Genomic DNA, 25163 nt, shown 5'->3' with positions numbered 1-25163 from the left:
TTTGGGAAAATAGAGGCAAAAGGGAAGAAGGGAAGCTACAATCCTTCTTCCCTTTTTTTGTTTTTGAGAATTGAAGATAGGGACTGAATTTAAGTTTGCTTATACAGAAAATAAATTAAAGTTGTTAAACAATTTTAAAAAATGGTATAATAAAATTAGGAAATGAATAGGGGGGAGCACAGATGGGCCTGTTTGGTTTGGGTGTTCCAAAACAGATAAAAGAGCTTGGACGCGACATCTGTGAGCCGCTTGATGTTGAGTACATTGAGGGTCATCCCGATATCAAATACCAGGGTAGAATGAAACTGCATGTATGTCAGAATGGTTTTTATCTGATTGACCCATCTAAAAAGCATTTCGGTGTTGTCAAGTGGACAGATTTTAAAGATGCATACCCCAGCAAGACAGGTGACAGAAGAACAGTGATTGCAACAAAAGACTATAAGATTTACTTACTTGGTATTGAAGAAAGGGTTTGTGAGGTTTTGACAAAGAGAATGGCAAGCTAAGGTAAGTATATGCTTGAAAGGTGTTTTGTAAGGAGAGGGACTGCACTTTGCAGTCCTTTATTTTTTGGTCTAAATATGTCAAAATGATTACTCTTCTACAGAAAAATATATTGAGGTGGGAAATTTTAAATTAATCGAGACCTAAACTCAAAAAATGGGATTACTTTAACAAAAAAGCAAAATTGATAATTGACAAAGTTGCAAGTGGTTATATAAAATTTTAACAGAAAACTACTGGGAATAAGTGGTTAAAAGATTAATTGTAGCAAAAATCATAATAGAACAAGAAAAAACATAAAAGCTATATTTAGCAAAAGTATACGGATAATGAGTGGAAAATACTGCTATGTAAGACAGAGGAATATACTAAGATTAGAGCAATCTTACTTTTGATGTACGGTCACAATTTCTATTGTGCTCATAGGAGGTGTGATAAAAAAATTTAACGAGGACCTTCTGCTTCGATTTCTAATGTGGGACTCAATGGCGCTGGCTATTCACTTAATGTATCTTACTCCCATGTCAATAAATGTTGGCAAAAATGCAGCGGTGGCCAAACAATTAATTAAAATTCAAATTTTAGGAGTGATTCAATATTGAACAAAAAAAATGATTGGAAAGGCGCTTTAACCATTATAGGAACAATAACCTTTGTTTTTATGTTTACAGCCTTTATATTCCAAGATACAAACGTAAGTCTTTTGTTTATTCTTTCAGTTTTAACTGCTACCTATATATATCAAACTATTTTTAGTCAGAAATAAAAATATGATTCAATGACAATAGTTAGGGTGGCAAAAAGTAAATAATTGCCTACCTCTGTTTATTTTGTTTATTAGTTTGATCTTGGTACAAAAATTTTGTCCGTAAAATACAATAATTAAATCCAAAAACATACTTCTCAGTATATTGTCATAGCTGTTTCTAAAGTTGCATATTCTCTTGATTTTCACAAATGTAAATGGAAAGAACAACTGAGAAGAGACTTAGTAACTTTTTTGGAGGGTAATTGTAATGTCTTTTCCAATTTATATTGCCACTGAATTAACAAAAAAATCTGGGAATAAAATGGTTATAGATAAACTGAGTTTTGAAATATATGAAAATGAATTCGTTTATTTAAAAGGAGCAAATGGCACAGGAAAGACTACGTTACTCAATATTATTGCAAAGTTAGATAATTTATGGAGTGGTGAATTAAAATTTAAAGGCATAAGCTTAAAAAAGATAAAATTACATAATTATCCAATCAGTTATATACCAGACGCACCTATTTTTTATGAAGGTTTAACAGTAAAAGAGCATTTGAATTTTATATCCTCAATGTATGGCTTAAAAGATGAAGAAGCAAGAGAAATTGTGAATATATATGTGAGTGTATTTAATTTAAAAGAATATTTGAATTATTTACCTTCTCAACTTTCGCGTGGTAATAAGCAAAAAGTAATGCTGTGTTGTGGCTTGCTAAAGGATTTTGAGGTGTTAATAGCTGACGAGCCGTTTAATTTTTTGGATTCTGCTTCTGTTAAGGCTTTATTTGAAATATTATCTATACTAAAAAGTAGTGGGAAGACTATAATATTAACATCGCACGAGGTTGAATATGTAAAAGGTTTGATAGACAGAGAAATTGAACTTAAGAGGAGTGTAGAAAAAAGTGTTAAAGTTGCTTTTAGTTGAATATAAAGATAAACTGCGAATGCAAATGTTGATATTTAAACGTTTTGGAGTAATAATTGTATTTGGATTAATATTATTATTTTGGATAATGCCAAATTTGATTGATACCCATTATTTAAATAAATTAAATTATTTAGCAAATAGATGGATGATCTTTTCAGCTATTACATTATTCTTTACTTTGAAGATATATATATCTAAAAATACTAACATCTATATTTATTTTCCTACATTCGTTCATTTTTATACGCAAAATTTTTATAGACTTGTACTTGTAATGATAATCAGACTCATTAACTACTTAATTTCAAGAATTTTTTTATTTTACTTTTTATATAAAATAGCAATATATGTATTTGGTGAAAATTTATATTCGTTCATAACAAACGAGATTCTATTTCTATTTATTGTAACAGACATTTTTTCTGAGCTGATCAGGTTTATCTGTTCGTTTACTCTTCTTTTAAAATATTCTTTCATAGTAAAAATGCTATCGTTGTTGGCGTTTGTTTTATTGGTTTACGTTTTGAAGGAAAAGGTTTTTCTTATATTATTAGCAATTGAGATAGTGTTAATACCCATAATTTTGAAAAACATTGATATACAGAAATTGCTAAATTATAGCAAGATTATATATAAATCAAACTGGGGATTTGCAAAAGGTGACTGGGGATTACTTGTAGAAGTAAGTGAAGAATATAAGAAGTTGATTGATTTTGATAAAAAGAAATCTTATGATTTTGTGCTATCATTCCCATTTAATATCTTTTTACACCAATTTTTGATTTTTAAGAGAGTCTATTTGAGGCAATTAATATTGTTATTGTTGATAATGGTATTATCAGTTATTATTCTGCCAAAACTGCAATTAAGTGTACAACTATATTGCTATTTTATCATTCATAGCTTTATGTTATTTTACCTTTTACTATTCTACCTGATGGATACAAAAGAACATATATATTTCTATATGCATAGATTGAACAACTTAAAATTAACATTTTCGGCATTGTCTTTTGTGCTTATTAATATATTTTTAAATTTCTTACTACTTGCCTTTTTACAACCGTTTTGGTATTACAAAGTGATTTGGTATTTAGTATTAGATTCACTCTTGTTTTTTGTGTTAAAAATTTTTTGGCAAAATGAGAAAGTTAAGTTCTTAATGTTGTGTGGCGTAATAATTCTACAAGGTTTGTTACTTAAATTTTAATTTTCTTTTAGAAATAAAATTTTTGCTGTAACACTTTGTTAACTTACCAATTTCAAAAGCCTCCTTAATTGCGATTAAAGGGAATAAGAGCCTTAGCAGAAGGCTTTATTTTTTTGTAGATAAGTACCCCTCTTCTTTTTCTTGATAATGAGATTTTTTTACTATAAAATAAAAAAGAGTAGCAAAAAAGCTTTAGAAACAAAAGGAGATGAGATAAGGCATGATTACAAGAAACGATGTTGAATATGTTGCAAACCTTGCAAGGCTAACTTTGACAGAAGAAGAGATAGAGAAGATGACAAAAGAGCTTGGGGCTATAATCGAGTTTGCCAATAAACTATCTGACCTTGATACAAAGGATGTTGAACCAACTGCGCATGTTCTTAACCTTTACAATGTGTTCAGAGAAGATGAGGTAAAACCTTCATATCCACGTGAAGAGATTTTGAAAAATGCTCCATCTCATGACGATGTTTGCATAAAAGTCCCAAAAATAGTAGAATAAATCTTTATATGTAAGGAGGCAAAACAAAAGATGCTCTACAAACTGACTGCTCACGAAGCAATTGAACTTATCAAGAAAAAAGAGGTCAAGTGTCAAGAAGTTGTTGAAAGTGTTCTTGAGAGAATTAAACAGGTTGAAGATAAAGTAAAGTCGTATATAACAATCACAGAACAAGAAGCTTTAGAAAATGCAAAGAAGATTGATGAGAAGATAGTAAAAGGCGAAGATGTAGGGGTGCTTTATGGTCTTCCAATTGCCTTGAAAGATAATCTTTGCACAAATGGAATAAAAACAACCTGTGCATCTAAAATCCTTTACAACTTTGTTCCACCTTACGATGCAACTGTTGTAAAAAAGTTAAAAGAAAATGACATGACACTTTTAGGAAAGCTCAATATGGACGAGTTTGCAATGGGCTCATCAACAGAAAACTCTGCTTTCCACACAACAAGAAACCCGTGGGATTTGGAAAGAGTTCCAGGTGGCTCAAGTGGTGGGTCTGCTGCAGCTGTTGCGGCAGATGAAGCATTTTTCACACTTGGTTCTGACACAGGTGGGTCTATAAGGCAGCCAGCTTCACTTTGTGGAGTTGTTGGTATGAAGCCAACATATGGAAGAGTTTCGCGATTTGGCCTTGTTGCATTTGCGTCCTCTCTTGACCAGATAGGACCTTTGACGAAAGACGTTGAGGACTGTGCTTTAGCGATGAACATCATATGCGGACATGACCCATATGATGCAACATCAGCACCTATTGATGTTCCTGACTTTACAAAGGCTCTTGTAAATGATGTCAAAGGTCTTAAGATTGGCGTTCCAAGAGAATATATGGAAAAAGGAGTTAATGATGAGGTAAAAAAAGCTGTTGAGAAAGCACTTGAGCTTTTAAAATCTTTGGGTGCAGATTATGAAGAGTTTTCAATACCAATTGTTGAGTATGCTCTTCCAACTTACTACATCATTGCTTCATCTGAGGCAAGTTCAAATTTAGCAAGGTATGATGGAATCAAATATGGGTACAGGACGCAAAACTATGAAGACCTAATAGATTTATACAAAAAGACAAGGTCTGAAGGGTTTGGAGCTGAGGTAAAAAGAAGAATTATGCTTGGCACATATGCACTTTCTGCGGGGTATTATGATGCATACTACAAGAAAGGGCTTCAGGTGAGGACATTGATTAAGAGGGCATTTGATGAAGCTTTCCAAAAGTATGATGTTATTATTACACCAACAAGCCCAACAACAGCTTTTAAAATAGGTGAAAGAGTTTCAAACCCTCTTGAGATGTATATGTCGGATATATGCACAGTACCAGTTAACATTGCAGGGCTTCCTGCAATATCGATTCCGTGCGGTTTTGACAGCAACGGACTTCCGATAGGTCTTCAGATTATAGGTAAGGCATTTGATGAACAGACGATATTAAGAGTTGCATATACCTATGAACAGAACAGCGGATATAGAAACTTAAAACCTCAGAATTTATAATACAGGACCCTATAGATTGAACAAAACCATTATTTTAAACAAGAGGTGAAAAAAGAAGATGGAATATGAAGTTGTAATAGGGTTAGAGGTTCATGCTGAGCTTGCGACAAAGTCCAAAATATTTTGCAGCTGCACAACAGAGTTTGGCGGTGAGCCAAATACCCACTGCTGTCCTATTTGCACTGGTATGCCAGGAGTCTTGCCAGTTTTGAACAAAAAGGCGGTTGAATATGCCATAATGGCAGGTCTTGCAACAAACTGCCAGATAGCAAGATATAGTAAGCAAGACAGAAAAAATTATTTTTATCCTGACCTTCCAAAGGCTTACCAGATTTCACAGTATGACTTGCCACTCTGTTACAATGGTTATATAGACATTGAGGTAAATGGGCAGAAGAAGAGAATAGGAATAAAGAGGATTCACATAGAAGAGGATGCCGGAAAGCTTCTTCATGACCAGTGGGAAGAAGGGAGTCTTGTTGATTTTAACAGGTGCGGTGTTCCTTTGATTGAGATTGTTACAGAGCCGGATTTACGTTCAAGTGAGGAGACACGAATTTTTCTTGAAAAGCTAAAAGCAATTTTGCAATACACAGAGGTTTCTGACTGCAAGATGCAGGAAGGTTCTCTCAGAGTGGATGTGAACCTATCTGTGCGTCCAAAAGGTTCAAAAGAATTCGGTACAAGAACAGAAATGAAAAACTTAAACTCTTTCAGGTCTGTTGTGAGAGCAATAGAATATGAGGCAAAAAGGCAAATAGAGGTTTTGGAAAGCGGTGGTGTTGTTGTTCAGGAGACAAGGCGCTGGGATGATGCGAAAGGTATAAGTTTATCCATGAGGTCAAAAGAAGAAGCGCATGACTATAGATATTTTCCAGAACCTGACCTACCACCTATAATTGTAGATGAAGAATGGATTGAAGAGATTAGAAAGAGGATTCCTGAACTTCCTGACCAGAAAAAGGAAAGGTATATAAAAGAGTATGGGCTTCCAGAATATGATGCTGGGGTTCTGACTTCATCAAAGGCTATAGCTAACTATTTTGAAGAGTGCATAAAATATACGCAAAACATAAAGGCTGCAAGCAACTGGATGATGGGAGAAATTATGAGGATTTTAAATGACAAAGGATTAGAACCTGAGGAAATTAACAATATAAAGATTAAGCCAAATCAGCTTGCAAGCCTTATTAACCTTGTTGATAACAAGACAATTTCCAACACTATTGCAAAACAAGTCTTTGAAGAGATGTTCGAAACGGGAAAAGATCCTGAAGTTATTGTAAAAGAAAAAGGACTTGTTCAGATAACAGACAGAAACGTAATTTTGGAAGCTGTAAAACAGGCAATAGCAAACAATCCAAAATCAGTAGAGGATTACAAGAATGGCAAAGACAAGGCGTTTGGCTTTTTGGTTGGGCAGGTTATGAAGATAACAAAAGGCAAGGCCAATCCACAGCTTGTAAATGAGATTTTAAGAGAGGAGCTTGAGAAAATTTAAGCTCCCTCTTTTTTAAATTTTTTAAAAAGGTGAGAGTGAAAGTGGAAACCAAAAAGTTTGGAATAGAGGAAGATATCTTAAATAAGATTATCGAAATTTTTAAGAAATACAAGCAAGTTAAAAAAGCTTGTATCTTTGGTTCAAGAGCAAGAGGAGACTATAGAAGAGGTTCTGATATAGATATATGTATTTGGCTTGAAGAAGAGAGCGAAAATCCAATTTATAAAATCCAGGATGAATTAGAAGAAGTTAATACAATATTGCTGTTTGATGTTGTTGCGTTCAATAGCATTACAAAAGAAAGTCTCAAAGAAAGTATCATAAAAGAAGGAGTAATTATATATGAAAGAGAGAATAGTAGAGAAATTTGAAGATTTTAAGAGTGCTTTAAAAAGATTAGAAGAAGGTATGAGTATACAGCCGGACAAGGATATTATTATGGACGGGGCAATCCAGAGATTTGAATTTGTCTTTGAACTTTCATGGAAGCTCATGAGGGAATATTTGAAGTATACTGGTTTGGAGATTAACAATCCTCGGACCGTTATAAAGTACGCATATCAAAATGGCATTATAGAAGAGGGTGACAAGTGGCTTAAAATGCTTTCAGATAGAAATATGACTTCACATTTATATAACCAAAAAATGGCTTGTGAGATTTATAACAACATTAAATATGAGTATATAGAACTATTTAGGAAGTTACTTTTAAAATTTGAAGAGATAATATCTTCTGAACTATGAAGATGGCAAATTTGTTGATGGATTTGCAAAAAAAGGGTAAAATAAAATTAAGAAAAGAAGCTTTTAACAAGCAGACATTTGAGGAGATGGGAAGATGCAAAAGAAAGGAAAAAACAACAACTTTTACATGGCATTTTGTGATGACAGGTTCAAGATAAATAGAATAGCAGTTACCTTTATAGACAGGCTTGAAAGAGAAAAAAATACTTTGAATGCCCTGTTTCCAATGGTTTTAATAAGAGGGAACAACAAGTACAAAGATATGAAAGAAATAAATAGATTTTTGGACAATATGTATGGTGCATCTTTGAGCATTGATGTGGATAAAAAGGGTGACCTACAGGCAATTTCATTTGCAATAAGCTTTTTAAATGATAGATTTGCAGGAGAAAACCTTTATACAAAAGCGCTACAGTTTTTGTATGACATCATATATGGTCCAATAAAATATGGCGGTGGATTTGAAGAAGAAGCTATATTGCAAGAGAAGAACAATCTAAAACAGGAGATTGAAAGCAGGATAAACGACAAGGTTCAATATGCAATTGACAGATGTATAGAGATTATGTTTGAGGGGCAAAATTATGCTCTTTATGAAAAAGGAAATGTTGATGATTTGCAAACCATCACAAAAGAAAAGCTCTTTTCACAATACCAAGAGGTTATTACCAAAAAGCCTATGTACGTGTTTGTCTATGGTGACTATGATGAAGAATGGGCAACTTCAAAAGCATTAGAGATTTTTGGAGAGGAAAAGAGAGAGAGTATACACAATGATTTTTTTGTAAACATTCCATTTGAAAACACAAGATATGTAACAGAAGAAATGGAAGTAAATCAAGGCAAAATTGCCCTTGGGATAAGAACAAATGTGGATGTGACATCTGAGGATTATTACAAACTTTTGATGCTCAACGGAATTTTAGGAGCATCTCCAAAATCAAAACTTTTTGAAAATGTTAGAGAAAAAGCTTCTTTGTGCTACTACGTATTTTCAAGGATTGACAGGTTCAAATCTGTAATGATTATTAGCTCTGGAATTGAGATTAAAAACTATGAAAAGGCTTTAAATCTGATTTTGCAGCAGATAGAGGATATCAAAAATGGGAATATTGATGATATCGAATATGAAAGTGCAATAAACTATTATAAAACAGCCCTGATGGCTATATATGACAGTCCAAGAGATCTTCTGAGTTTTTATTTAAATCAGGCATTAGTTGGACAAATAATAGAACCCATGGAAGTCTTTGAAAACCTCAGAAATGTGAATATAGAGGATATAAAAAGGATAGCGAACAGGTTTGAGCTTGATACTGTATATTTTTTGAAAAACAGAGGTGTTGCTAAAGATGGAAAGGATTTATGATGATGCTCTCAATGAAGAGATTTATATAAATTCATATTCAAATGGACTGAAAGCTTTTGTCATAAAAAAGAAAAACTTCAGCAAGGCATTTGCGGGGTTTGCAACAAAATACGGTTCTGTTGATAGCAAGTTTGTTCATCCAAAAACAAAAGAGGTTGTTGAGGTTCCAGATGGCATTGCACATTTTTTGGAACACAAATTGTTTGAGGAAGAAGAAGGAAATGTGTTTGACAGATTTGCAAAGTTTGGTGCAATGGCAAATGCATTTACTTCATTCAAAGAAACAGTCTACTATTTTATATCCACTCAAAACTTTTATGAAAATTTTGAGATTCTCTTAGATTTTGTTCAAAATCCATATTTTACTGATCAAAATGTCGAGAAAGAAAAAGGAATAATTGGACAGGAGATAAGAATGTACCAGGATAATCCAAACTGGAGGGTTTATTTTAATCTCTTGAATGCACTTTATGTAAACAATCCTGTGAAAATTGACATTGCAGGAACCTTAGAAAGTATTCAAAAAATTACAAAAGAGGATTTGTATTTGTGTTATAATACATTCTATCATCCAAGCAATATGATAATTGTTGTATGCGGTGATGTAGACCCTAAAAAAATTTTTGATACAATTGAAAGGATGGAAAAGACAAAAGAATATCAAAGCCTGATAGAAAGGATTTATCCTGATGAGCCCGAAGAAGTAAATCAAAAAAAGATAGAGGCAAGGCTTTCGGTGGCAGTGCCAATCTTCTATATAGGCTTTAAAGACAATCAAAATGACCTTCCGCCATATGAGATGATAATGAAGGATATCCAAACACAGATAGTGGCTGAGATGCTATTTGGGAAATCCACAGATTTTTATGAAAAGCTTTATAAAGAAGGGCTTATCAACCAGAACTTTGGGTTTGAGTACAACTGTGAGCCTGAATATTCATTCTTTATGATTGGTGGAGAGAGCAAAGATCCTGAAGAGGTTTACAGAAGAATAATTGAGCACATTGAGGATGTCAAGAAAAAAGGAATTGATAGGAAAGAGTTTGAGAGGGCAAAAAAGGTTGTGCTGGGAAGCCACTTGAGAAAGTTTGACAATCCTGAAAAACTCTCTGTTGAGTTTATATACAGCTATTTCAAAGGAGTCAATATTTTTGAATATGTTAAGGAAATCACTTCTGTATCATTTGAAATGTGCGAAAAAAGGTTCAAAGAATTTTTTGATGAGAGCTTGAGCTGTATATCAATTGTATGGCCTGCAGGTTGAAAAAAATAAAAGTATGGAGTAAAGGAAAATGATAGATGATAGCATAGTCTTTCCAGGACTTGGTTTGAGGTTTGACTTCAGTCCTATAGCATTTAAGATTTTTGGACTTGAGGTTAGATGGTACGGGATTATAATTGCAATTGGTTTTTTATGTGGTTTTCTTGTAAGCACATATTTTGCCAAAAAAGAAGATATAAATCCAGAGATTTTACTTGACATTGCAATAATTGCAACGCCTGTTGCAATAATCTTTGCAAGGGCTTATTATGTGATTTTTAATTTTAAAGAGTTCAAAGGAGATATTTTAAGTATATTTGCCATTCGCCAGGGTGGAATTGCGATATATGGAGCTCTGATAGGTGCAATTTTTATCACATACATTTATTGCAAGATAAAAAAAATAAATTTTTTCAAAATATGTGATGTGGGTGTTCACGGTCTGATATTAGGACAGGCAATAGGAAGATGGGGTAACTTTGCAAACAGGGAAGCTTACGGGTATGAAACAAATCTTCCGTGGCGTATGCAGATTTATAGCAGAGAGGCGGGAAAAAGAATAGAGGTTCATCCAACATTTTTGTATGAATCTCTATGGGATTTTCTTGTCTTCTTACTTTTGATATTCTTAAGAAAGTATAAAAAGAAAGAGGGGGATATTTTAGGGTATTACTTTATACTTTACTCTCTCGGCAGATTCTTTATAGAAGCCTTAAGGTCAGACAGTTTAATGATAGGAAATTTTAGAGTTTCTCAAATTGTTGCAGTTTTGTGTATTGTTGTAGGAAGTGCGATTGTGGTATCGAACAGCAGGTCATTTTTCGACAAAATATAGCAAAAAAATAGTACAATGTATTTTTAGAGTATTTTTGTTGACAAAATACGCGTTTGGGTTTATAATTAAAATACAATCTTTGTAAGATGGTGGGAATATGATAACAGAAAAAATAATGAAACTAAGAGAGAAGTTGGATGAACTGATTAACAACAATGCTGATTATGAATCGATATATCATGTCAGTACAGAGCTGGACAAGCTTATTTTGGATTATTACAAGGAGAGAAATGAAATGGTGATCAAAAAACTAATCAAAAAGGAAGGGAATGTGTAGAAAAGTTTGCTTTGGTCAAAAAAAGCCTGATAGCGGGGGGCAAAACACAAAAGATGAAAAGTTTTAAGATATAAAAAATAGGGCAGATAAAAATCTGTCCTATTTTTTTTTCATTTGTTGAAGGATTTTTCAAGTTGGTATAGAATATTTTTATAAAGTGGTTCAAAGTGGAGTAAAGTGGTTGAATGTTAATAGGAGAATACAAACATGTGGTGGATAGTAAAGGTAGAATAATTCTTCCTTCTAAATTCAGAGAAGAGCTTGGTGAGAGATTCATACTTACAAAAGGACTTGACAACTGTCTTTTTGGTTATTCTTTAAAAGAGTGGGCTGTACTTGAGGAAAAGCTCAAAAAACTTCCACTTACAAGCAAAGAAGCACGAACATTTTTAAGATTTTTCTTTGCGGGAGCCTCTGAGTGCGAGGTTGACAAACAGGGAAGAGTCCTCATTCCCCAGAACCTCAGAGAATATGCAGGTATTCAAAAAGAGGTATTTATAATTGGAGTAATGACAAGAATTGAAATATGGAGCGAGGATAACTGGCTAAAAGAAATGACCAATGAGAACCTTTCTGTTGATAGGATAGCACAAAAAATGGAAGAATTGGGTATATAAGTTTTGAGAGGAGCAGATGAAATTCTGATGTTTGAGCATATACCAGTACTACTTGAAGAGTCTGTATCTTTTTTGATTACAAATCCGGATGGAATTTATGTTGATGCTACTTTTGGTCTTGGTGGACATTCAAAAAGAATTCTTGAAAAGATTTCAAATAAGGGTTTTCTTATTGCCATTGACAGGGACTTGGAAGCCATTGAGCTTGGAAAAAGAAAATTAGAAGCATACAAGAATGTAAAGATTGTGCATTCTTCATTTTCAAAAGTGGATGAGGTGCTGGAATGTTTAGGAATTGAAAAGATAGACGGAATACTTTTCGATTTTGGAGTTTCCTCTTTGCAGCTTGACAAGCAGGAAAGAGGTTTTTCATACAATAAAGAAGCGTTTTTGGATATGAGGATGGATACAACATCAAAGCTCACAGCATATGATGTTGTTAATTACTATTCCCAGGAAGATTTGGAGAGAATAATCAGAGAGTACGGTGAAGAGAGATTTGCAAGAAGGATTGCAAAAGCTATTGTTGAAAGAAGGAGTAAAAAACCTATTGAAACTACAACAGATCTGAGCAGATTGATTTCTTCTGTAGTACCGAAGCCAAAAGATGGTTCACATCCCGCACAGAGAACTTTCCAAGCTATTAGAATAGAGGTAAACAGAGAGCTTGAGGAGATAAAGATTGCGCTTGAAAAGAGTTTGAGGTTTTTAAAATCTGGGGGAAGAATTTGCGCAATTTCTTTTCATTCTCTTGAAGATAGAATAGTAAAAGAATTTTTCAAATTTCATTCTCTTGAGTGTATTTGCCCGAAAGATATTCCTGTATGTAGATGTGGCAAGAAAAAAGAGCTTAACATCATTACAAAAAAGCCAATAACCCCTTCTAAAGAAGAGATTGAGAGTAACAAAAGAAGTCACAGTGCAAAACTTAGAGTTGCCGAAAAGGTCTGAAAAATATAAAGGGGGTTTTAAAATGCCAAAAACAGGTTCGGTAATTTACAGTGAGGATTACTGGGAAAATTATCAGGTTGCAAGAGAAGAGATTGAACAAGAAATTGCCAGAAAAAATCATGTAAGGAAGCAAATATTAAAACAAAAGAGGATTGAAAAAACAAATTTTTTTAGGAAGATATTGTTTGTTTGCATATTTTGTAGCATGTCAATAATTATTATGTGCGGGTATGTGAATATTACTCATGAGAGGGCAAAACTTGCTCAGCTTCAGAATGAGCTTAAATTACAAACTGATATGAACAAACAGTTAAAGCTTGAGATAGATGGCAAGCTTACTCTCTCAGAGATAGAAAAGATTGCACAGCAGAAGTATTCAATGACTTATCCTGACTTTTCTCAGGTTGTATATATCACTGTCCCTTCAGCTGAAGAAAAAAATCAAAGGGTCGCAAAAGAAGTAAAATCGAATTATAATAATAAAGTGTCTTTGATAATAAACTTTATTAAGAAAATCTTTTAAATTTTTTTAAGACCCAAGAAGCTGGAGGAAATAAGACTTGAAAGAAGCGTCTTTAAAGGTAAAAAAGAGAATCCTTTTTGTCATGGCAGTGTTTTTTTTAAGCTTTGTGTTGCTGGTGGGACGCCTTTTTTATCTTCAACTGATAAAAGGAGAAGAACTCAAAAAAAGAGCTTTTTCCCAGTGGACGCGGGAGAGACTTGTTGCTCCTAAAAGAGGAAGCATTGTAGACAGAAACGGCAAGATCTTGGCAATGTCAATCACAGCTGAGACAGTTGTTGCATCTTTGAATCAGATTAAAGACAAAGAATGGACAGCTAAAGTGCTGTCTGGTATTTTGCAGATAGACTATAAAAAGATTTTGAATAAGCTTAATACAAAAGGAGTTTCAGACATCTACATAGCACGCAATATTGACAAAGAGAAAGCAGATAAGATAAGGAAGTATGCCCTGCCAGGGATTTACTTAACAGGCGGAACAAAAAGGGTGTACCCAAACGGAAATTTTCTGGCTCAGGTTCTTGGTTTTACAGGAATAGACGACCAAGGACTTTCTGGGCTTGAACTTTATTATGATAAGTATCTTCGCGGCAAGCCCGGTGCTATTTCAGCCCAGACTGATGCAAGCGGCAGGGCTGCGCCGTTTTCGGAAGAGTTTTTTAAAAAACCTGTTGATGGATATGACCTAATGCTTACAATTGATGAGACAATACAACATTTTGCTGAAAAATATGCTCAAAAGGCTTTGTATGACAACAAAGCAAAAAATGTGACCATAATTGTCGAGAAGGTTAAAACAGGCGAGATTCTGGCCATGACCTCAAAACCTGATTTTGATCCAAATAAACCATTTGAGCTTATATACAAAGATAAGTTTCCTGATTTTGATAAGCTTTCTCAAGCAGAGAAAAACAAGATAGTCCAGTCGATGTGGAGAAACAGAGCACTGACAGACACATATGAGCCCGGGTCAACATTTAAGATAGTCACCGCAGCTGCAGGACTTGAAGAAGGGGTTGTCAATGAGAATTCTCAGTTTTATTGCAGGGGATATGTTAAGGTTGCAAATGCAATATTAAAGTGCTGGAGATATTACAACCCGCATGGTAGCGAAAACTTTGTTGAGGGTGTTCAAAATTCATGTAACCCTGTGTTCATAGAGGTGGGGCAAAGGCTGGGAAAAGAGAAACTTTACAAATATATAAACCTTTTTGGGTTTGGTCAAAAGACAGGAATAGACCTTCCCGGTGAGGCAAAAGGGATTGTTCAGCCACTTGGAAAGGTTGGACCTGTTGAACTTGCAACAATTTCTTTTGGCCAGGGAATTTCAGCAACTCCCATTCAGGTTATCAGCATGATAAATGCAGTTGCAAACGACGGTGTGTGGGTCCAGCCTCATGTTGTAAAGGCCATATATGATAAGGACAAAAAACTGATCAAGTCTTTTGACACACCACAAAAAAGAAGAGTTTTAGACCAAGATGTTGCGCGAAGGCTTAAAGTAATACTTCAGTCTGTTGTGACAAACGGAACAGGGCACAATGCTTATCTTCTGGGTTACAAAGTTGCAGGAAAAACAGGAACTTCGCAAAAGTATGACAAAACATCTAAAAAGTATATAGCATCATTTGGAGGGTTTGCACCAGCTGACAATCCCGAGGTGTCGGTTCTTGTCATAATAGATGAGCCTGACCCTTCACTTTATTATGGAGGTCTTATAGCCGCACCGGTTGCAAGAGATTTGTTAAATGATATACTAAGATATTTGGACATACAACCACAGTATACAGCCGAAGAGTTGAAACAGATTGAGTTTTATAAAGAGTATATAGTGCCAAATACAATCGGGATGAATGTTGAAGATGCAAAGAAAGAAATAAACGATAACAAGTTCAACGCAAAAGTCATAGGTAATGGTAACAAAGTGATTGACCAGGTTCCAAAAGCTGGGTTTATGTTGAAAGAAGGTTCAACGATAATATTGTTCACTCAAGAGATGTCGCAGACAACTGTAGCTGTTCCAAATGTAGTGGGCTTGAGTTTCCAGGATGCACAAAAGGTGCTTTCAAATAGTCTTCTCAACATAAAAGTGAAAGGAATAAAAGGAAAGATTATAAGACAAAATCCACAACCAGGAACAAAAGTTTCAATAGGTTCAATTATTGAGGTTGAAATTGCTGACAAAGAGAATGCAGAATAGAAAGGGTGAAGACTTCTTGAAATTAAAGGATTTGATTGAGAATATTGATGTTTTAGAAACAAATGTTGGAGATTTTGGTAAAGATATAACTGATATTGCGTACAATTCAAAGAATGCAAAAGAAGGCTGTGTTTTTGTGTGTATAAAAGGCTTTAAAACAGATGGGCATGAATATATAAATGAGGCAATCCAAAATGGTGCATGTTTGGTGGTTGTAGATGAGTTTTTTGACACATCTAAAATTGAAGGGAAGATTGATTATATAAAGACTTCAAATACCAGAAAGGCCCTTGCTGTTATGTCTGCAAACTTTTTTGGTCATCCTTCAAAGGACTTTTTGCTAATAGGTGTAACAGGTACAAACGGCAAAACTTCAACAACATTTATGATAAAATCTATACTTGAAGCTCATGGGCAAAAAGTGGGGTTGATTGGTACAATCAAGAATATGATAGGTAGCATAGAAATTGAAGCTCAGCATACAACGCCTGAGTCTTATGACCTGCAAAAACTCTTTTGGCAAATGAAAAACGAGGGTGTTGACAGTGTTGTGATGGAAGTTTCTTCGCACTCTCTTGAACTTTTTCGAGTATATGACTGTGATTTTGACGTTGGAGTTTTTACAAACCTCACTCAGGACCATTTAGACTTTCATGGAACAATGGAAAATTATTTTGCTGCAAAGTTGAAACTTTTCGGTATGAGCAAAAAGAGGGTTGTAAATGCTGATGATATGTGGGGAAAAAGGATTATAGAAATGTATCCTGACAGTGTGACATACGCTAAAGACAGCGATGCCCAAGTTTTTGCACGAAATATAAAACTTTTTGTTAACAAAAATCAATTTGAGTTGTGGTACAATGGGGAAAAAGAGGAGATAACACTTAACATTCCTGGTGTTTTTTCGATTTACAACAGCCTTGCTGCTTCTGCATGTTGTATTTCGCTTGGTATAAAGCTTGATGATATAAAAAAAGGGCTTGAAAATCTAAAAGCAGTGCCAGGAAGGTTCGAGATTGTAGAGTCAAACCAAAAGTTTACTGTGGTGATTGACTATGCACACACACCAGATGGGTTATTAAATCTCATGAAGACAGTAAATGAAGTTACAGACGGCAGAAAAGTGTTACTTTTTGGATGTGGCGGAGACAGAGATAGGACAAAAAGACCAATTATGGGTGAGATTGCTGGAAGAATGGCAGATTTTGTGATTGTTACATCTGACAATCCACGAACAGAAGACCCGCTCAAGATAATTGCTGATATCTTGGAAGGGATAAAAAAGACAAATGTTGAGTATGTGGTTATACCCGACAGGTATGAGGCTATTAAATATGCTATAAAGAATGCAAGAGAAAATGATTTTATTGTTCTTGCCGGGAAAGGACATGAGACTTACCAGATTTTAAAAGATAAAACTATACCATTTGATGAGAGAGAGGTTGTGAAGAATATCTTAAAGGAGATAAGAGAATGAACCTGTGGCTTTCTGAGATAGCAAAAGCTGTAAATGGAGAACTTAAAATTTTTTCTACTGATGTTCTTGTTAAAAATTTTTCAATTAACAGCAAAAGTATAGGAAAAGATACTTTGTTTATTCCCTTAAAAGGAAGCAGATTTGACGGACACGATTTTGTAAAAGAAGCACTGCAAAACGGTGCAATTTCGTTTATTTCTCAGAAAGACTTTGATGATTTAAAAGTACCTTATGTTAAGGTAGGAGATACGCTTTTAGCACTGCAAAGTTTGGCTTATTTTGCAAGAAGAAAATTAAATGACTTGAAGGTTGTAGGAGTTACTGGTAGTGTAGGCAAGACCTCAACAAAGGAGTATATATTCAATGTATTGAGTTTGAGGTACAGAGCTTTTAAAAACCAGGGCAACTTTAACAACCACATAGGTCTTCCAATTTCTATTCTGAACATGCCAGAAGATACACAGGTTGCTGTATTTGAAATGGGAATGAGTAATTTTGGAGAGATTTCTAAACTATCCCAAATTGCAAAACCCGATATTGGTGTTATTACAAATATTGGTGTTGCTCACATTGAAAATTTAAAGTCACGGTACAACATTTTTCTTGCAAAGTCAGAGATTCAGGACGGAATGCCGGAAAGTGGAATACTGATTATAAACAACGACAATGATATTTTGAACCTTCACAAAAAAGAATTCAAAAGAAAGGTTGTTACCATTGGGATTGAAAACGAGAGCAATTTCAGAGCGCAAAACGTGCAAAAACATCAGAATGGATTTTCATTTGAGGTAGGAGGCTACACCTATTTTATAAAAAGCTTTAATTTTCATGACATTTATAACTCTCTTTTTGCAATTGCAGTGGGGACAATCTTAGAGATAGACAGAGAGCTTATAAAAGAAGCAATCCTTCAAAAGGAGAGGCTAAAAAGAAGGTTTGAGGTTATCAATAAAGGAAGCATTACAGTTGTGGATGATACTTACAACGCAAGCACACATTCGATGCTGTCTGCCATAGACAGTATATGTGAGTTTGACGGCAAAAAGATATTAGTGCTGGGTGACATGCTTGAACTTGGCGAGTTTTCTGAAGAGGAACACAGGAGAGTTGGCAGATACATATTGCAAAAGCCGATAGATGTTGTCATATGTACAGGTAAAGACGCGTTTTATATATTCGATGAAGCAAAAAAGAAAGATGGTGTAAAAGCTTATTTTGTTTCAAAAGATGAGTGTTTAGATGTGTTGAAAAGAGAAGTTACAAGCAACTGTACAATCCTTTTTAAGGCTTCGCGGGGCATAAAACTTGATGAAGTTGTAGATGAATTTCTCAAGGAGAGATAAAAGATGCTTGACATAGACACAATACTTGCAATAATAATTTCATTTTTGATTGTCTTAATTGTTATGCCAATTGTAATTCCCTTTTTAAAATATTTAAAATTTGGTCAGGTTGTGAGAGATGATGGTCCAAAAACACACCACAAAAAAAGTGGAACACCTACAATGGGCGGGCTTGTTATAGGTCTTGCTATTATTGTGACATCGCTAATTTTTTACAAAAAGTATCCTGCAATTGGAGCACCTCTGATAGCCACAGTTGCGTTTGGGCTTATAGGTTTTATAGACGATTTTATAAAGGTAGTGCTAAAAAGGTCGTTAGGTCTTCGCGCACGCGAAAAGTTGGTACTTCAATTTTTGATTAGCATAACGTTTTTGTATGTTATACAAAAACATTTGGGAAGCGATGTTTACCTACCCGTTGTAAATAGATACATTGATTTGAAATGGGCATATGTTCCTGTGATGTCAGTTTTAATGGTGTTCACTGTAAATGCTGTGAACCTTACAGATGGACTTGACGGCTTGGCAAGCGGCGTGACAATGATAGTTTCTTTGTTTTTAGCCATCATCTCTATATTTTCGAAAAACCATGATATGGCAATATTTAGCGGAGCTATTGTGGGAAGCTGCATGGGATTTTTGAGGTACAACGCCCACCCGGCAGTTGTGTTTATGGGAGATACTGGTTCTTTGATGCTGGGAGGAAGTATTTTTGCAATTGCTGTGATGTTAAAGCAGCCTGTACTTGTTTTGGTAATAGGTGGGCTATATATAATAGAGGCAGTATCAGTAATGCTTCAGGTATTATATTTTAAGCTCACAAAAAAGAGAATATTTAGAATGGCACCTTTGCACCATCACTTTGAACTTTTGGGCTGGGATGAGGCAAAGGTTGTTGTTGTGTTTTGGATATTTACAATTCTGTTTTGCCTTCTTGCCTTGGCAATGATACAGCTAAAAATTTAGGAGTTGGAGGTTTATAAATTGGATTTAAAAGGGAAAAATGTTTTGGTAGTAGGTCTTGGTAGAAGCGGATTGGCTTCTGCGCGGTTTTTAAAAAAACATGGTGCTTTTGTGATAGGCTTTGATGAAAAAGCAGAAGAACAGTTCAAAGAAGAAGAAAAAAATGATGCACAAAAGTTACTTGATGAAATCTATTATTGTGAGATTCCTGATGAATTTATAGACAGGGTCCAACTTGTTATTGTAAGTCCTGGAGTGCCACTTAGCAAAAGACCTTTGGTGCTTGCTCATAAAAAGGGCATTGAGGTTATTGGTGAGATTGAACTTGCGTACAGGTTTTGCAAAAGTAAAAACATAGTTGCAATCACTGGGACAAATGGCAAGACAACAACAACAACTCTTGTAGGAGAGATTTTAAAAAAGCAGTATGAAGATGTGGTTGTATGCGGCAACATTGGTCTTCCATTTATTGATACGATAGAAACATCAAGTGAAGATACTATTTTTGTACTTGAAATATCAAGTTTTCAACTTGAAACAATTAAGTACTTTAAACCGAAGGTTGGGTGTATTCTCAATATAACTCCCGACCATCTAAACAGACACCTAACAATGGAGAATTATACAAAAGCAAAGATGAGAATATTTGAAAATATTGATGAAATGGGATATACAGTCCTCAACTATGATAATAACATAACCCGTGACTTAATAGGATTGGCAAAAGGAAATGTGATAGTGTTTTCAAAAACAAAGACTCAGTTTGAAAATGTAGTGTTTGTCGAAAATGATGTAATCTATTTTACTTTTGAAGGAAAAACACAAGAGGTTATGAAAAAAGATGAGATATTTATCCCGGGGCAGCACAATTTAGAAAATGCTCTTGCAGCAATTAGTTGTACTTTGCCGTTTGGAATAGAAAAAGATACAATTGAGCAGGTACTCAAAACCTTTAGAGGAGTTGAACACAGGATAGAGTTCGTGGCAGAGATAAATGGTATAAAATTTTACAATGATTCAAAAGGTACAAACACTGATGCGGCTGAAAAAGCACTCAATGCTTTTGAAAATCCAATAATTTTAATTGCTGGAGGGTATGACAAGGGAGAAAGTTTTGAAAAGTTTGCAAGCTTAGTTGCCAAAAAGGTTAAGAAAGTATTTTTGCTCGGTCAGACAAAACAAAAGATTGCTAGTGAGCTTGAGAAAATTGGGTATAAAAACTTTGAGCTTGTCTCTACTTTGAAAGAGGCAGTTAGAAAAAGCTTTGAATGTGCGCAAAATGGTGATATTGTACTTCTGTCACCTGCGTGTGCGAGCTGGGATATGTTTGAAAACTATGAGCAAAGAGGAAGGATGTTTAAAGAATATGTAAATGAGCTTTTAACAACAGGGATGTGAATGTTAAAAAATGGAAAGGAAGATGATTGACTATCCGCTTTTGTATATTACTCTTTTGCTTTCGCTAATTGGGGTTGTGATGATATTTAGCGCAAGCTATTATTACGCTTATTACCATTTTCATGACAGTTACCATTTTTTAAAAAAACAAATAATAGGTCTTGTACTTGGTTTGATAGTAATGTATATAACAAGTCAGATTGACTATAGAGTATGGAAAAAGTTTGCTATTATGCTCTATATAATAGCTGCAATATCGCTTGTAGCAGTTTTAATTCCGGGCATAGGCAAGCTTGTAAACAACGCGCGTAGATGGATAGATATTGGTCCAATTCAGTTTCAGCCATCAGAACTTGCAAAATATGCTCTTGTGATAACACTCAGTACTTATTTTGACCATATTGAAAAACCAAAGTCAAGGTTTAAAGTTTTTGTCTTTTCAATGCTTTTGACAGGGCTGTTTTTTGTCCTTATTTATAAAGAGCCAAACATGAGCACTTGCATACTGATACTTGGTATTTCAATGCTCATGCTCTTTGCTTGGGGGTTAAATCTTGGATATTTTATCACGATGGGTGCTTTGGCTGTACCAGTTTTGTATTACCTCACAACAAAAGAGCAGTACAGGGTTGAAAGAATTCAGGCGCTTTTTAACCCGTGGGCAGACCCAACAGACAAAGGATACCAGATAATACAATCATTGTATGCAATTGGTTCCGGTGGGCTTTTTGGAATGGGACTTGGGCAGAGTAGGCAAAAATTGCTGTACATTCCTGAACCCCACACAGACTTTATATTTTCAATATTATGTGAGGAGCTGGGGTTTATTGGAGCTATTTTTGTGATAGTCCTATTTGTACTTTTTGTATGGAGAGGGATTGTTATTGCGCTAAATAGCCCTGACAGGTTTGGAACACTTTTGGCATTTGGTGTCACAAGCGTAATAGCCATGCAGGCAATCCTGAACATAGCTGTTGTTACAGCTTCAGTGCCGGCAACAGGTGTGCCACTACCTTTTATAACATACGGGGGAACTTCAATAGTGTTTCATCTTTTTGGTGTAGGGATATTACTGAGCATTTCAAGAAGGATAAAGGTGATAAAATGACACAAAGAAGTAAAACATTGATATTTAGTGGTGGCGGGACAGGTGGTCATATTTATCCTGCAATTTCTGTTGCTGACTGTCTGAAAAAGATTGATAGTCATGCGAACATAATCTTTATTGGGACAAGGGAAGGACTTGAAGCAAAGATTGTACCAGAGACAGGATATAAGATAGAATTCATAGAAGTAAAAGGTCTTAAAAGACAGATAAAAATAGAAAATATTACTGTAGCAGCAAAATTTTTGAAAGGATTTTGGCAGGCAAGGAGGATATTAAAGCGATATAAGCCAGCTTGTGTATTTGTAACAGGCGGGTATGTATCACTTCCTGTTGCATTTGCTGCAAAAAGTTTTGGGATAAAGATTATTTTACACGAACAGAATGCTTTTCCGGGGCTTGCCAACAGGATAATTTCAAGGTTTTGTGACAAGGTCTTGATAAGCTTTGAGGAGAGCAAAAAATACTTCAAAAAAAGCAAAGATATCATTTTAACAGGGAATCCTATCAGGCTTGAGATTTTGAATTACGATCAAACTCAGGCAAAACGTGAAATTGGAACGGATGGCAAGACCACCATTTTGATAGTAGGTGGAAGCAGAGGAGCAGAAAATCTAAACAGGGCAGCGATAAAACTTGCAAAGTCTTTTGAAGGTAACAATGATGTACATTTTATCCTTTCGACAGGTGAGAAGAAGTTTGATGATGCAAAGAGTTATGCCGAACAGTTGAATGCGGGGGCAAACATAAGTCTGTATCCGTACATTAAGGAAATGCCAAAGTACCTTGCCGCTGCTGATATTGTTATTTCAAGAGGTGGTGCTATAGCCATCTCAGAGATAACTGCACTTGGTAAGCCAAGTATAATTGTTCCATCACCATATGTTGTTAACAACCATCAAGATTACAACGCAAGGGCTTTAGAAAAAGAAGGTGCATGTTTTGTGGTACTTGAAAGTGAACTTGAGGGCGATAAGCTCAGAATTCTTTTGGAAAAGCTTATATATGATAAACAGCTATATACTTCTATGCAGAAAAAAAGCAGAAACCTGGGAAGACCTGATGCAACCGAGAAAATAGCGAGGTTATTGAGTGAATATATCTAATAAGTTTTTTGTAACAGTCAATGCAGTTTGAGAATAAAATAATATGCGACGGTTTGCTAAATAAAAGTTTGGAAGTAAAAATGCAAAAACTTATCATATATGGTCCGGCAAGCCTCATGGGAGAAATTGAGGTTGAAGGTGCAAAAAATGCAGCACTTCCCATATTGACGGCTTCTATTTTAGCTCAAAATAAAGTTATTATTACAAATGTACCTGATATTGTTGATGTAAAACATACCATAGAGATTCTAAAGTATCTTGGGTGTAATGTATTATTTGAAAACAATACGGTGGTGGTAGATAGTAGTTCAATTGGAAGATTTACCATTCCACCAGAATATGCAAAGCTTATGCGGTCAAGTGTACTTTTTATGGGAGCACTATTGAGCAAGTTCAGAAGAGTAGAGTTATCTAATCATCCAGGGGGGTGTGAGATAGGGCAAAGACCAATTGACCTTCACATCTCAGCTTTTAGACAGCTTGGAATAGAGGTATTTGAAAATAATAATAGAATAATGTGTCGCTGTGATAGAATTAAAGGTAGTGAAATATTTTTGCCAATTCCCTCAGTTGGAGCAACAGAAAATATAATTCTTGCTTCCATATTTTGTGACGGTGAAGTAGTAATAAAAAATGCGGCAAAAGAACCAGAGATAGTTGACCTTTGTCATTTTTTAAATAAGCTTGGTGCAAAGATAAAAGGTGCAGGTACACATATAATTAAGATTGAGGGTGTGAAAAGGTTAAATAGTGAAGAGGTAATTCACAAGGTTATTCCTGATAGAATTGTAGCAGGGACGTACCTGTGTGCAGTTGCTGCGTGCGGGAAAGAAGTAGTTTTAAAAAGTGTATTTCCAAGACATTTAGATTCAATATTGCATATTCTCAAAGGTTCGGGATGTAAAATTAAAGAGTCAAAGAATGAAATTTGGATAAAGAAAGAAGGAAGATTAAAAGGCGGTTTGCGGATAACCACACATTATTATCCTGGTTTTCCCACAGACCTTCAGGCTCCTGTTTGCAGTGCGTTTGCAGTAGCAAGCGGAGTTACAATAATCAAAGAAACCATCTTTGAAAACAGGTTCAAACACGTACCCGAACTTGTCAAAATGGGTGCTGATATACATGTTGAAAAGGATATTGCAGTTATAAACGGTGTTGAGAAGTTAAGAGGTTGTAAGGTTTTTGCACGTGATTTGAGAGGTGGTGCAGCACTTTTTATAGCGGGGCTTTCTGCTCAAGGGGTAACAGAGGTTATGGATGCAGACTATATCGACAGGGGATACGAGAAAATAGAAGAAAAATACTCATTGCTTGGAGCAAAGATTCTCAGAGAAAAAGGTGAGTGAATATTTAAAAATGGGTAGATTGAGTGTAAAGATTAGTGTATTATTAATGTTAGGAGTTGTATTTTCTCTTTTTATTTTTAATTTGGACTACTTTGATGTGAAAAATTTCAGTATACATAATTTGCAAAGAGTTAAAAAAAATGATATTATAAAAATAATACAGCAATATCAAAACCAGAACATATTGAGTGTGAACACAAAAGAGCTTAAACAAAAGTTTTTGGAAAATCCGGAAATAGAAGATGTTGTAATAAAAAGAAAGCTACCCGATACCCTTTTAATATATGTGAACGAAAAAAGGACAGTTGGTCTTATAAAATATTTAAATTCGTATATAGAAATCGACAAAAAAGGGTATGTAATAAGAATAGAAGGAGATTTACCACAAAATTCGATTGTGTTCGAAGGGCTTAAAGTAACTCAAGCAGCAGTTGGCAAGAAAATTGTGGTCACAGATGAAGTACTTTTGCAGAGGGCAATTGATGTAGCTGAGAGTCTTTTACGTTTTAATGCGCTAAAGGTTTTTAAAATAGAAAAGATCATTTTGCTTTTAAAAAATGTCAGCGACCTTCAACTTAAAATGGGCAAGCTAACTATAAAACTTGGAGACGGGTCAGATATAGATTACAAATTAAGACTTTTGAAAAGTGTATATGATAAATTGCCAAAAAATGTTGAAGGGATTATTACACTAAATTCTAATGGTATTGCCACATTCAGTCCAGATACTGGGGAGGACAATTGAAAGA

At 34.8% G+C, this 25163-nt stretch carries 24 protein-coding genes; all 24 read left to right on the top strand.

The window, feature by feature from the left end; translation table 11 throughout:
- The first annotated feature begins 182 nt into the window (after positions 1-182).
- The 24 genes from CALKRO_RS09545 (at position 183) to CALKRO_RS09430 (ending at position 25159) form a co-directional block, all read left to right on the top strand.
- Positions 183-509 carry a hypothetical protein gene (locus CALKRO_RS09545; protein ID WP_013411584.1) on the top strand — a complete coding sequence of 109 codons (327 nt, stop codon included), beginning with the start codon at positions 183-185 and terminating at the stop codon, positions 507-509.
- 1014 nt (positions 510-1523) lie between these two features.
- Positions 1524-2189: an ATP-binding cassette domain-containing protein gene (locus tag CALKRO_RS09540; protein ID WP_013430821.1), complete on the top strand. Its 666-nt coding sequence runs from the start codon at positions 1524-1526 to the stop codon at positions 2187-2189.
- Positions 2167-3402, top strand: coding sequence for a hypothetical protein (locus CALKRO_RS09535; protein ID WP_013430820.1), 1236 nt, complete (start codon positions 2167-2169; stop codon positions 3400-3402). The genes CALKRO_RS09540 and CALKRO_RS09535 overlap by 23 nt, the downstream gene beginning before the upstream one ends.
- Positions 3403-3622: 220 nt before the next feature.
- Positions 3623-3907 (top strand): Asp-tRNA(Asn)/Glu-tRNA(Gln) amidotransferase subunit GatC, encoded by a 285-nt coding sequence (gene gatC, locus CALKRO_RS09530; RefSeq protein ID WP_013430819.1) that lies wholly within the window; start codon positions 3623-3625, stop codon positions 3905-3907.
- 30 nt (positions 3908-3937) lie between these two features.
- Positions 3938-5398, top strand: coding sequence for an Asp-tRNA(Asn)/Glu-tRNA(Gln) amidotransferase subunit GatA (gene gatA, locus CALKRO_RS09525; RefSeq protein ID WP_013430818.1), 1461 nt, complete (start codon positions 3938-3940; stop codon positions 5396-5398).
- Between the two features lie 58 nt (positions 5399-5456).
- Complete coding sequence (gene gatB, locus CALKRO_RS09520) at positions 5457-6899, top strand: Asp-tRNA(Asn)/Glu-tRNA(Gln) amidotransferase subunit GatB (RefSeq protein WP_013430817.1); 1443 nt, start codon at positions 5457-5459, stop codon at positions 6897-6899.
- A gap of 35 nt (positions 6900-6934) precedes the next feature.
- The gene (locus CALKRO_RS09515; RefSeq protein ID WP_041741688.1) at positions 6935-7270 is read left to right on the top strand and encodes a nucleotidyltransferase domain-containing protein; all 336 of its coding nucleotides are present in this window, start codon (positions 6935-6937) and stop codon (positions 7268-7270) included.
- Complete coding sequence (locus CALKRO_RS09510; protein WP_013430815.1) at positions 7242-7643, top strand: nucleotidyltransferase substrate binding protein; 402 nt, start codon at positions 7242-7244, stop codon at positions 7641-7643. The genes CALKRO_RS09515 and CALKRO_RS09510 overlap by 29 nt, the downstream gene beginning before the upstream one ends.
- A 94-nt stretch (positions 7644-7737) precedes the next feature.
- Positions 7738-9012 (top strand): EF-P 5-aminopentanol modification-associated protein YfmF, encoded by a 1275-nt coding sequence (gene yfmF, locus CALKRO_RS09505; protein WP_013430814.1) that lies wholly within the window; start codon positions 7738-7740, stop codon positions 9010-9012.
- Positions 8996-10276, top strand: a complete 1281-nt coding sequence (gene yfmH / locus CALKRO_RS09500; RefSeq protein WP_013430813.1) for an EF-P 5-aminopentanol modification-associated protein YfmH — start codon at positions 8996-8998, stop codon at positions 10274-10276. The genes yfmF and yfmH overlap by 17 nt, the downstream gene beginning before the upstream one ends.
- A gap of 28 nt (positions 10277-10304) precedes the next feature.
- Entirely contained in the window at positions 10305-11108 is an 804-nt protein-coding gene (gene lgt, locus CALKRO_RS09495; protein ID WP_013430812.1) for a prolipoprotein diacylglyceryl transferase, read from the top strand.
- 97 nt (positions 11109-11205) lie between these two features.
- On the top strand, positions 11206-11385 hold the full coding sequence (locus CALKRO_RS09490) for a Spo0E family sporulation regulatory protein-aspartic acid phosphatase (protein ID WP_013430811.1): 180 nt from the start codon (positions 11206-11208) through the stop codon (positions 11383-11385).
- Positions 11386-11570: 185 nt separating this feature from the next.
- Entirely contained in the window at positions 11571-12002 is a 432-nt protein-coding gene (gene mraZ, locus CALKRO_RS09485) for a division/cell wall cluster transcriptional repressor MraZ (protein WP_013430810.1), read from the top strand.
- Positions 12003-12029: 27 nt separating this feature from the next.
- A complete protein-coding gene (rsmH, locus tag CALKRO_RS09480) occupies positions 12030-12953 on the top strand; it encodes a 16S rRNA (cytosine(1402)-N(4))-methyltransferase RsmH (RefSeq protein ID WP_013430809.1) in 924 nt (307 codons plus the stop codon).
- A 22-nt stretch (positions 12954-12975) separates the two neighbouring features.
- Complete coding sequence (locus tag CALKRO_RS09475) at positions 12976-13476, top strand: cell division protein FtsL (RefSeq protein WP_013430808.1); 501 nt, start codon at positions 12976-12978, stop codon at positions 13474-13476.
- Positions 13477-13513: 37 nt separating this feature from the next.
- Positions 13514-15673 (top strand): stage V sporulation protein D, encoded by a 2160-nt coding sequence (locus tag CALKRO_RS09470; RefSeq protein WP_013430807.1) that lies wholly within the window; start codon positions 13514-13516, stop codon positions 15671-15673.
- Positions 15663-17150 (top strand): UDP-N-acetylmuramoyl-L-alanyl-D-glutamate--2,6-diaminopimelate ligase, encoded by a 1488-nt coding sequence (locus CALKRO_RS09465; protein ID WP_083789252.1) that lies wholly within the window; start codon positions 15663-15665, stop codon positions 17148-17150. The genes CALKRO_RS09470 and CALKRO_RS09465 overlap by 11 nt, the downstream gene beginning before the upstream one ends.
- Positions 17147-18493: a UDP-N-acetylmuramoyl-tripeptide--D-alanyl-D-alanine ligase gene (locus CALKRO_RS09460; RefSeq protein ID WP_013430805.1), complete on the top strand. Its 1347-nt coding sequence runs from the start codon at positions 17147-17149 to the stop codon at positions 18491-18493. The genes CALKRO_RS09465 and CALKRO_RS09460 overlap by 4 nt, the downstream gene beginning before the upstream one ends.
- 3 nt (positions 18494-18496) lie before the next feature.
- The gene (mraY, locus tag CALKRO_RS09455; RefSeq protein WP_013430804.1) at positions 18497-19459 is read left to right on the top strand and encodes a phospho-N-acetylmuramoyl-pentapeptide-transferase; all 963 of its coding nucleotides are present in this window, start codon (positions 18497-18499) and stop codon (positions 19457-19459) included.
- A gap of 18 nt (positions 19460-19477) precedes the next feature.
- The gene (gene murD, locus CALKRO_RS09450) at positions 19478-20854 is read left to right on the top strand and encodes a UDP-N-acetylmuramoyl-L-alanine--D-glutamate ligase (RefSeq protein ID WP_013430803.1); all 1377 of its coding nucleotides are present in this window, start codon (positions 19478-19480) and stop codon (positions 20852-20854) included.
- Between the two features lie 22 nt (positions 20855-20876).
- Entirely contained in the window at positions 20877-21962 is a 1086-nt protein-coding gene (gene ftsW / locus CALKRO_RS09445; protein WP_013430802.1) for a putative lipid II flippase FtsW, read from the top strand.
- The gene (gene murG, locus CALKRO_RS09440; protein WP_013430801.1) at positions 21959-23065 is read left to right on the top strand and encodes an undecaprenyldiphospho-muramoylpentapeptide beta-N-acetylglucosaminyltransferase; all 1107 of its coding nucleotides are present in this window, start codon (positions 21959-21961) and stop codon (positions 23063-23065) included. The genes ftsW and murG overlap by 4 nt, the downstream gene beginning before the upstream one ends.
- A gap of 80 nt (positions 23066-23145) precedes the next feature.
- Entirely contained in the window at positions 23146-24414 is a 1269-nt protein-coding gene (gene murA, locus CALKRO_RS09435) for a UDP-N-acetylglucosamine 1-carboxyvinyltransferase (RefSeq protein ID WP_041741684.1), read from the top strand.
- A gap of 10 nt (positions 24415-24424) precedes the next feature.
- A complete protein-coding gene (locus CALKRO_RS09430; RefSeq protein ID WP_041727350.1) occupies positions 24425-25159 on the top strand; it encodes a cell division protein FtsQ/DivIB in 735 nt (244 codons plus the stop codon).
- The last annotated feature ends 4 nt before the right edge of the window (positions 25160-25163 follow it).

Origin of the sequence: Caldicellulosiruptor kronotskyensis 2002, from assembly GCF_000166775.1 — a bacterium.
GTDB lineage: Bacteria > Bacillota > Thermoanaerobacteria > Caldicellulosiruptorales > Caldicellulosiruptoraceae > Caldicellulosiruptor > Caldicellulosiruptor kronotskyensis.
The sequence above is the reverse complement of the archived record's forward strand: the minus strand, read 5'-3'. Positions and strand labels throughout refer to the sequence as shown.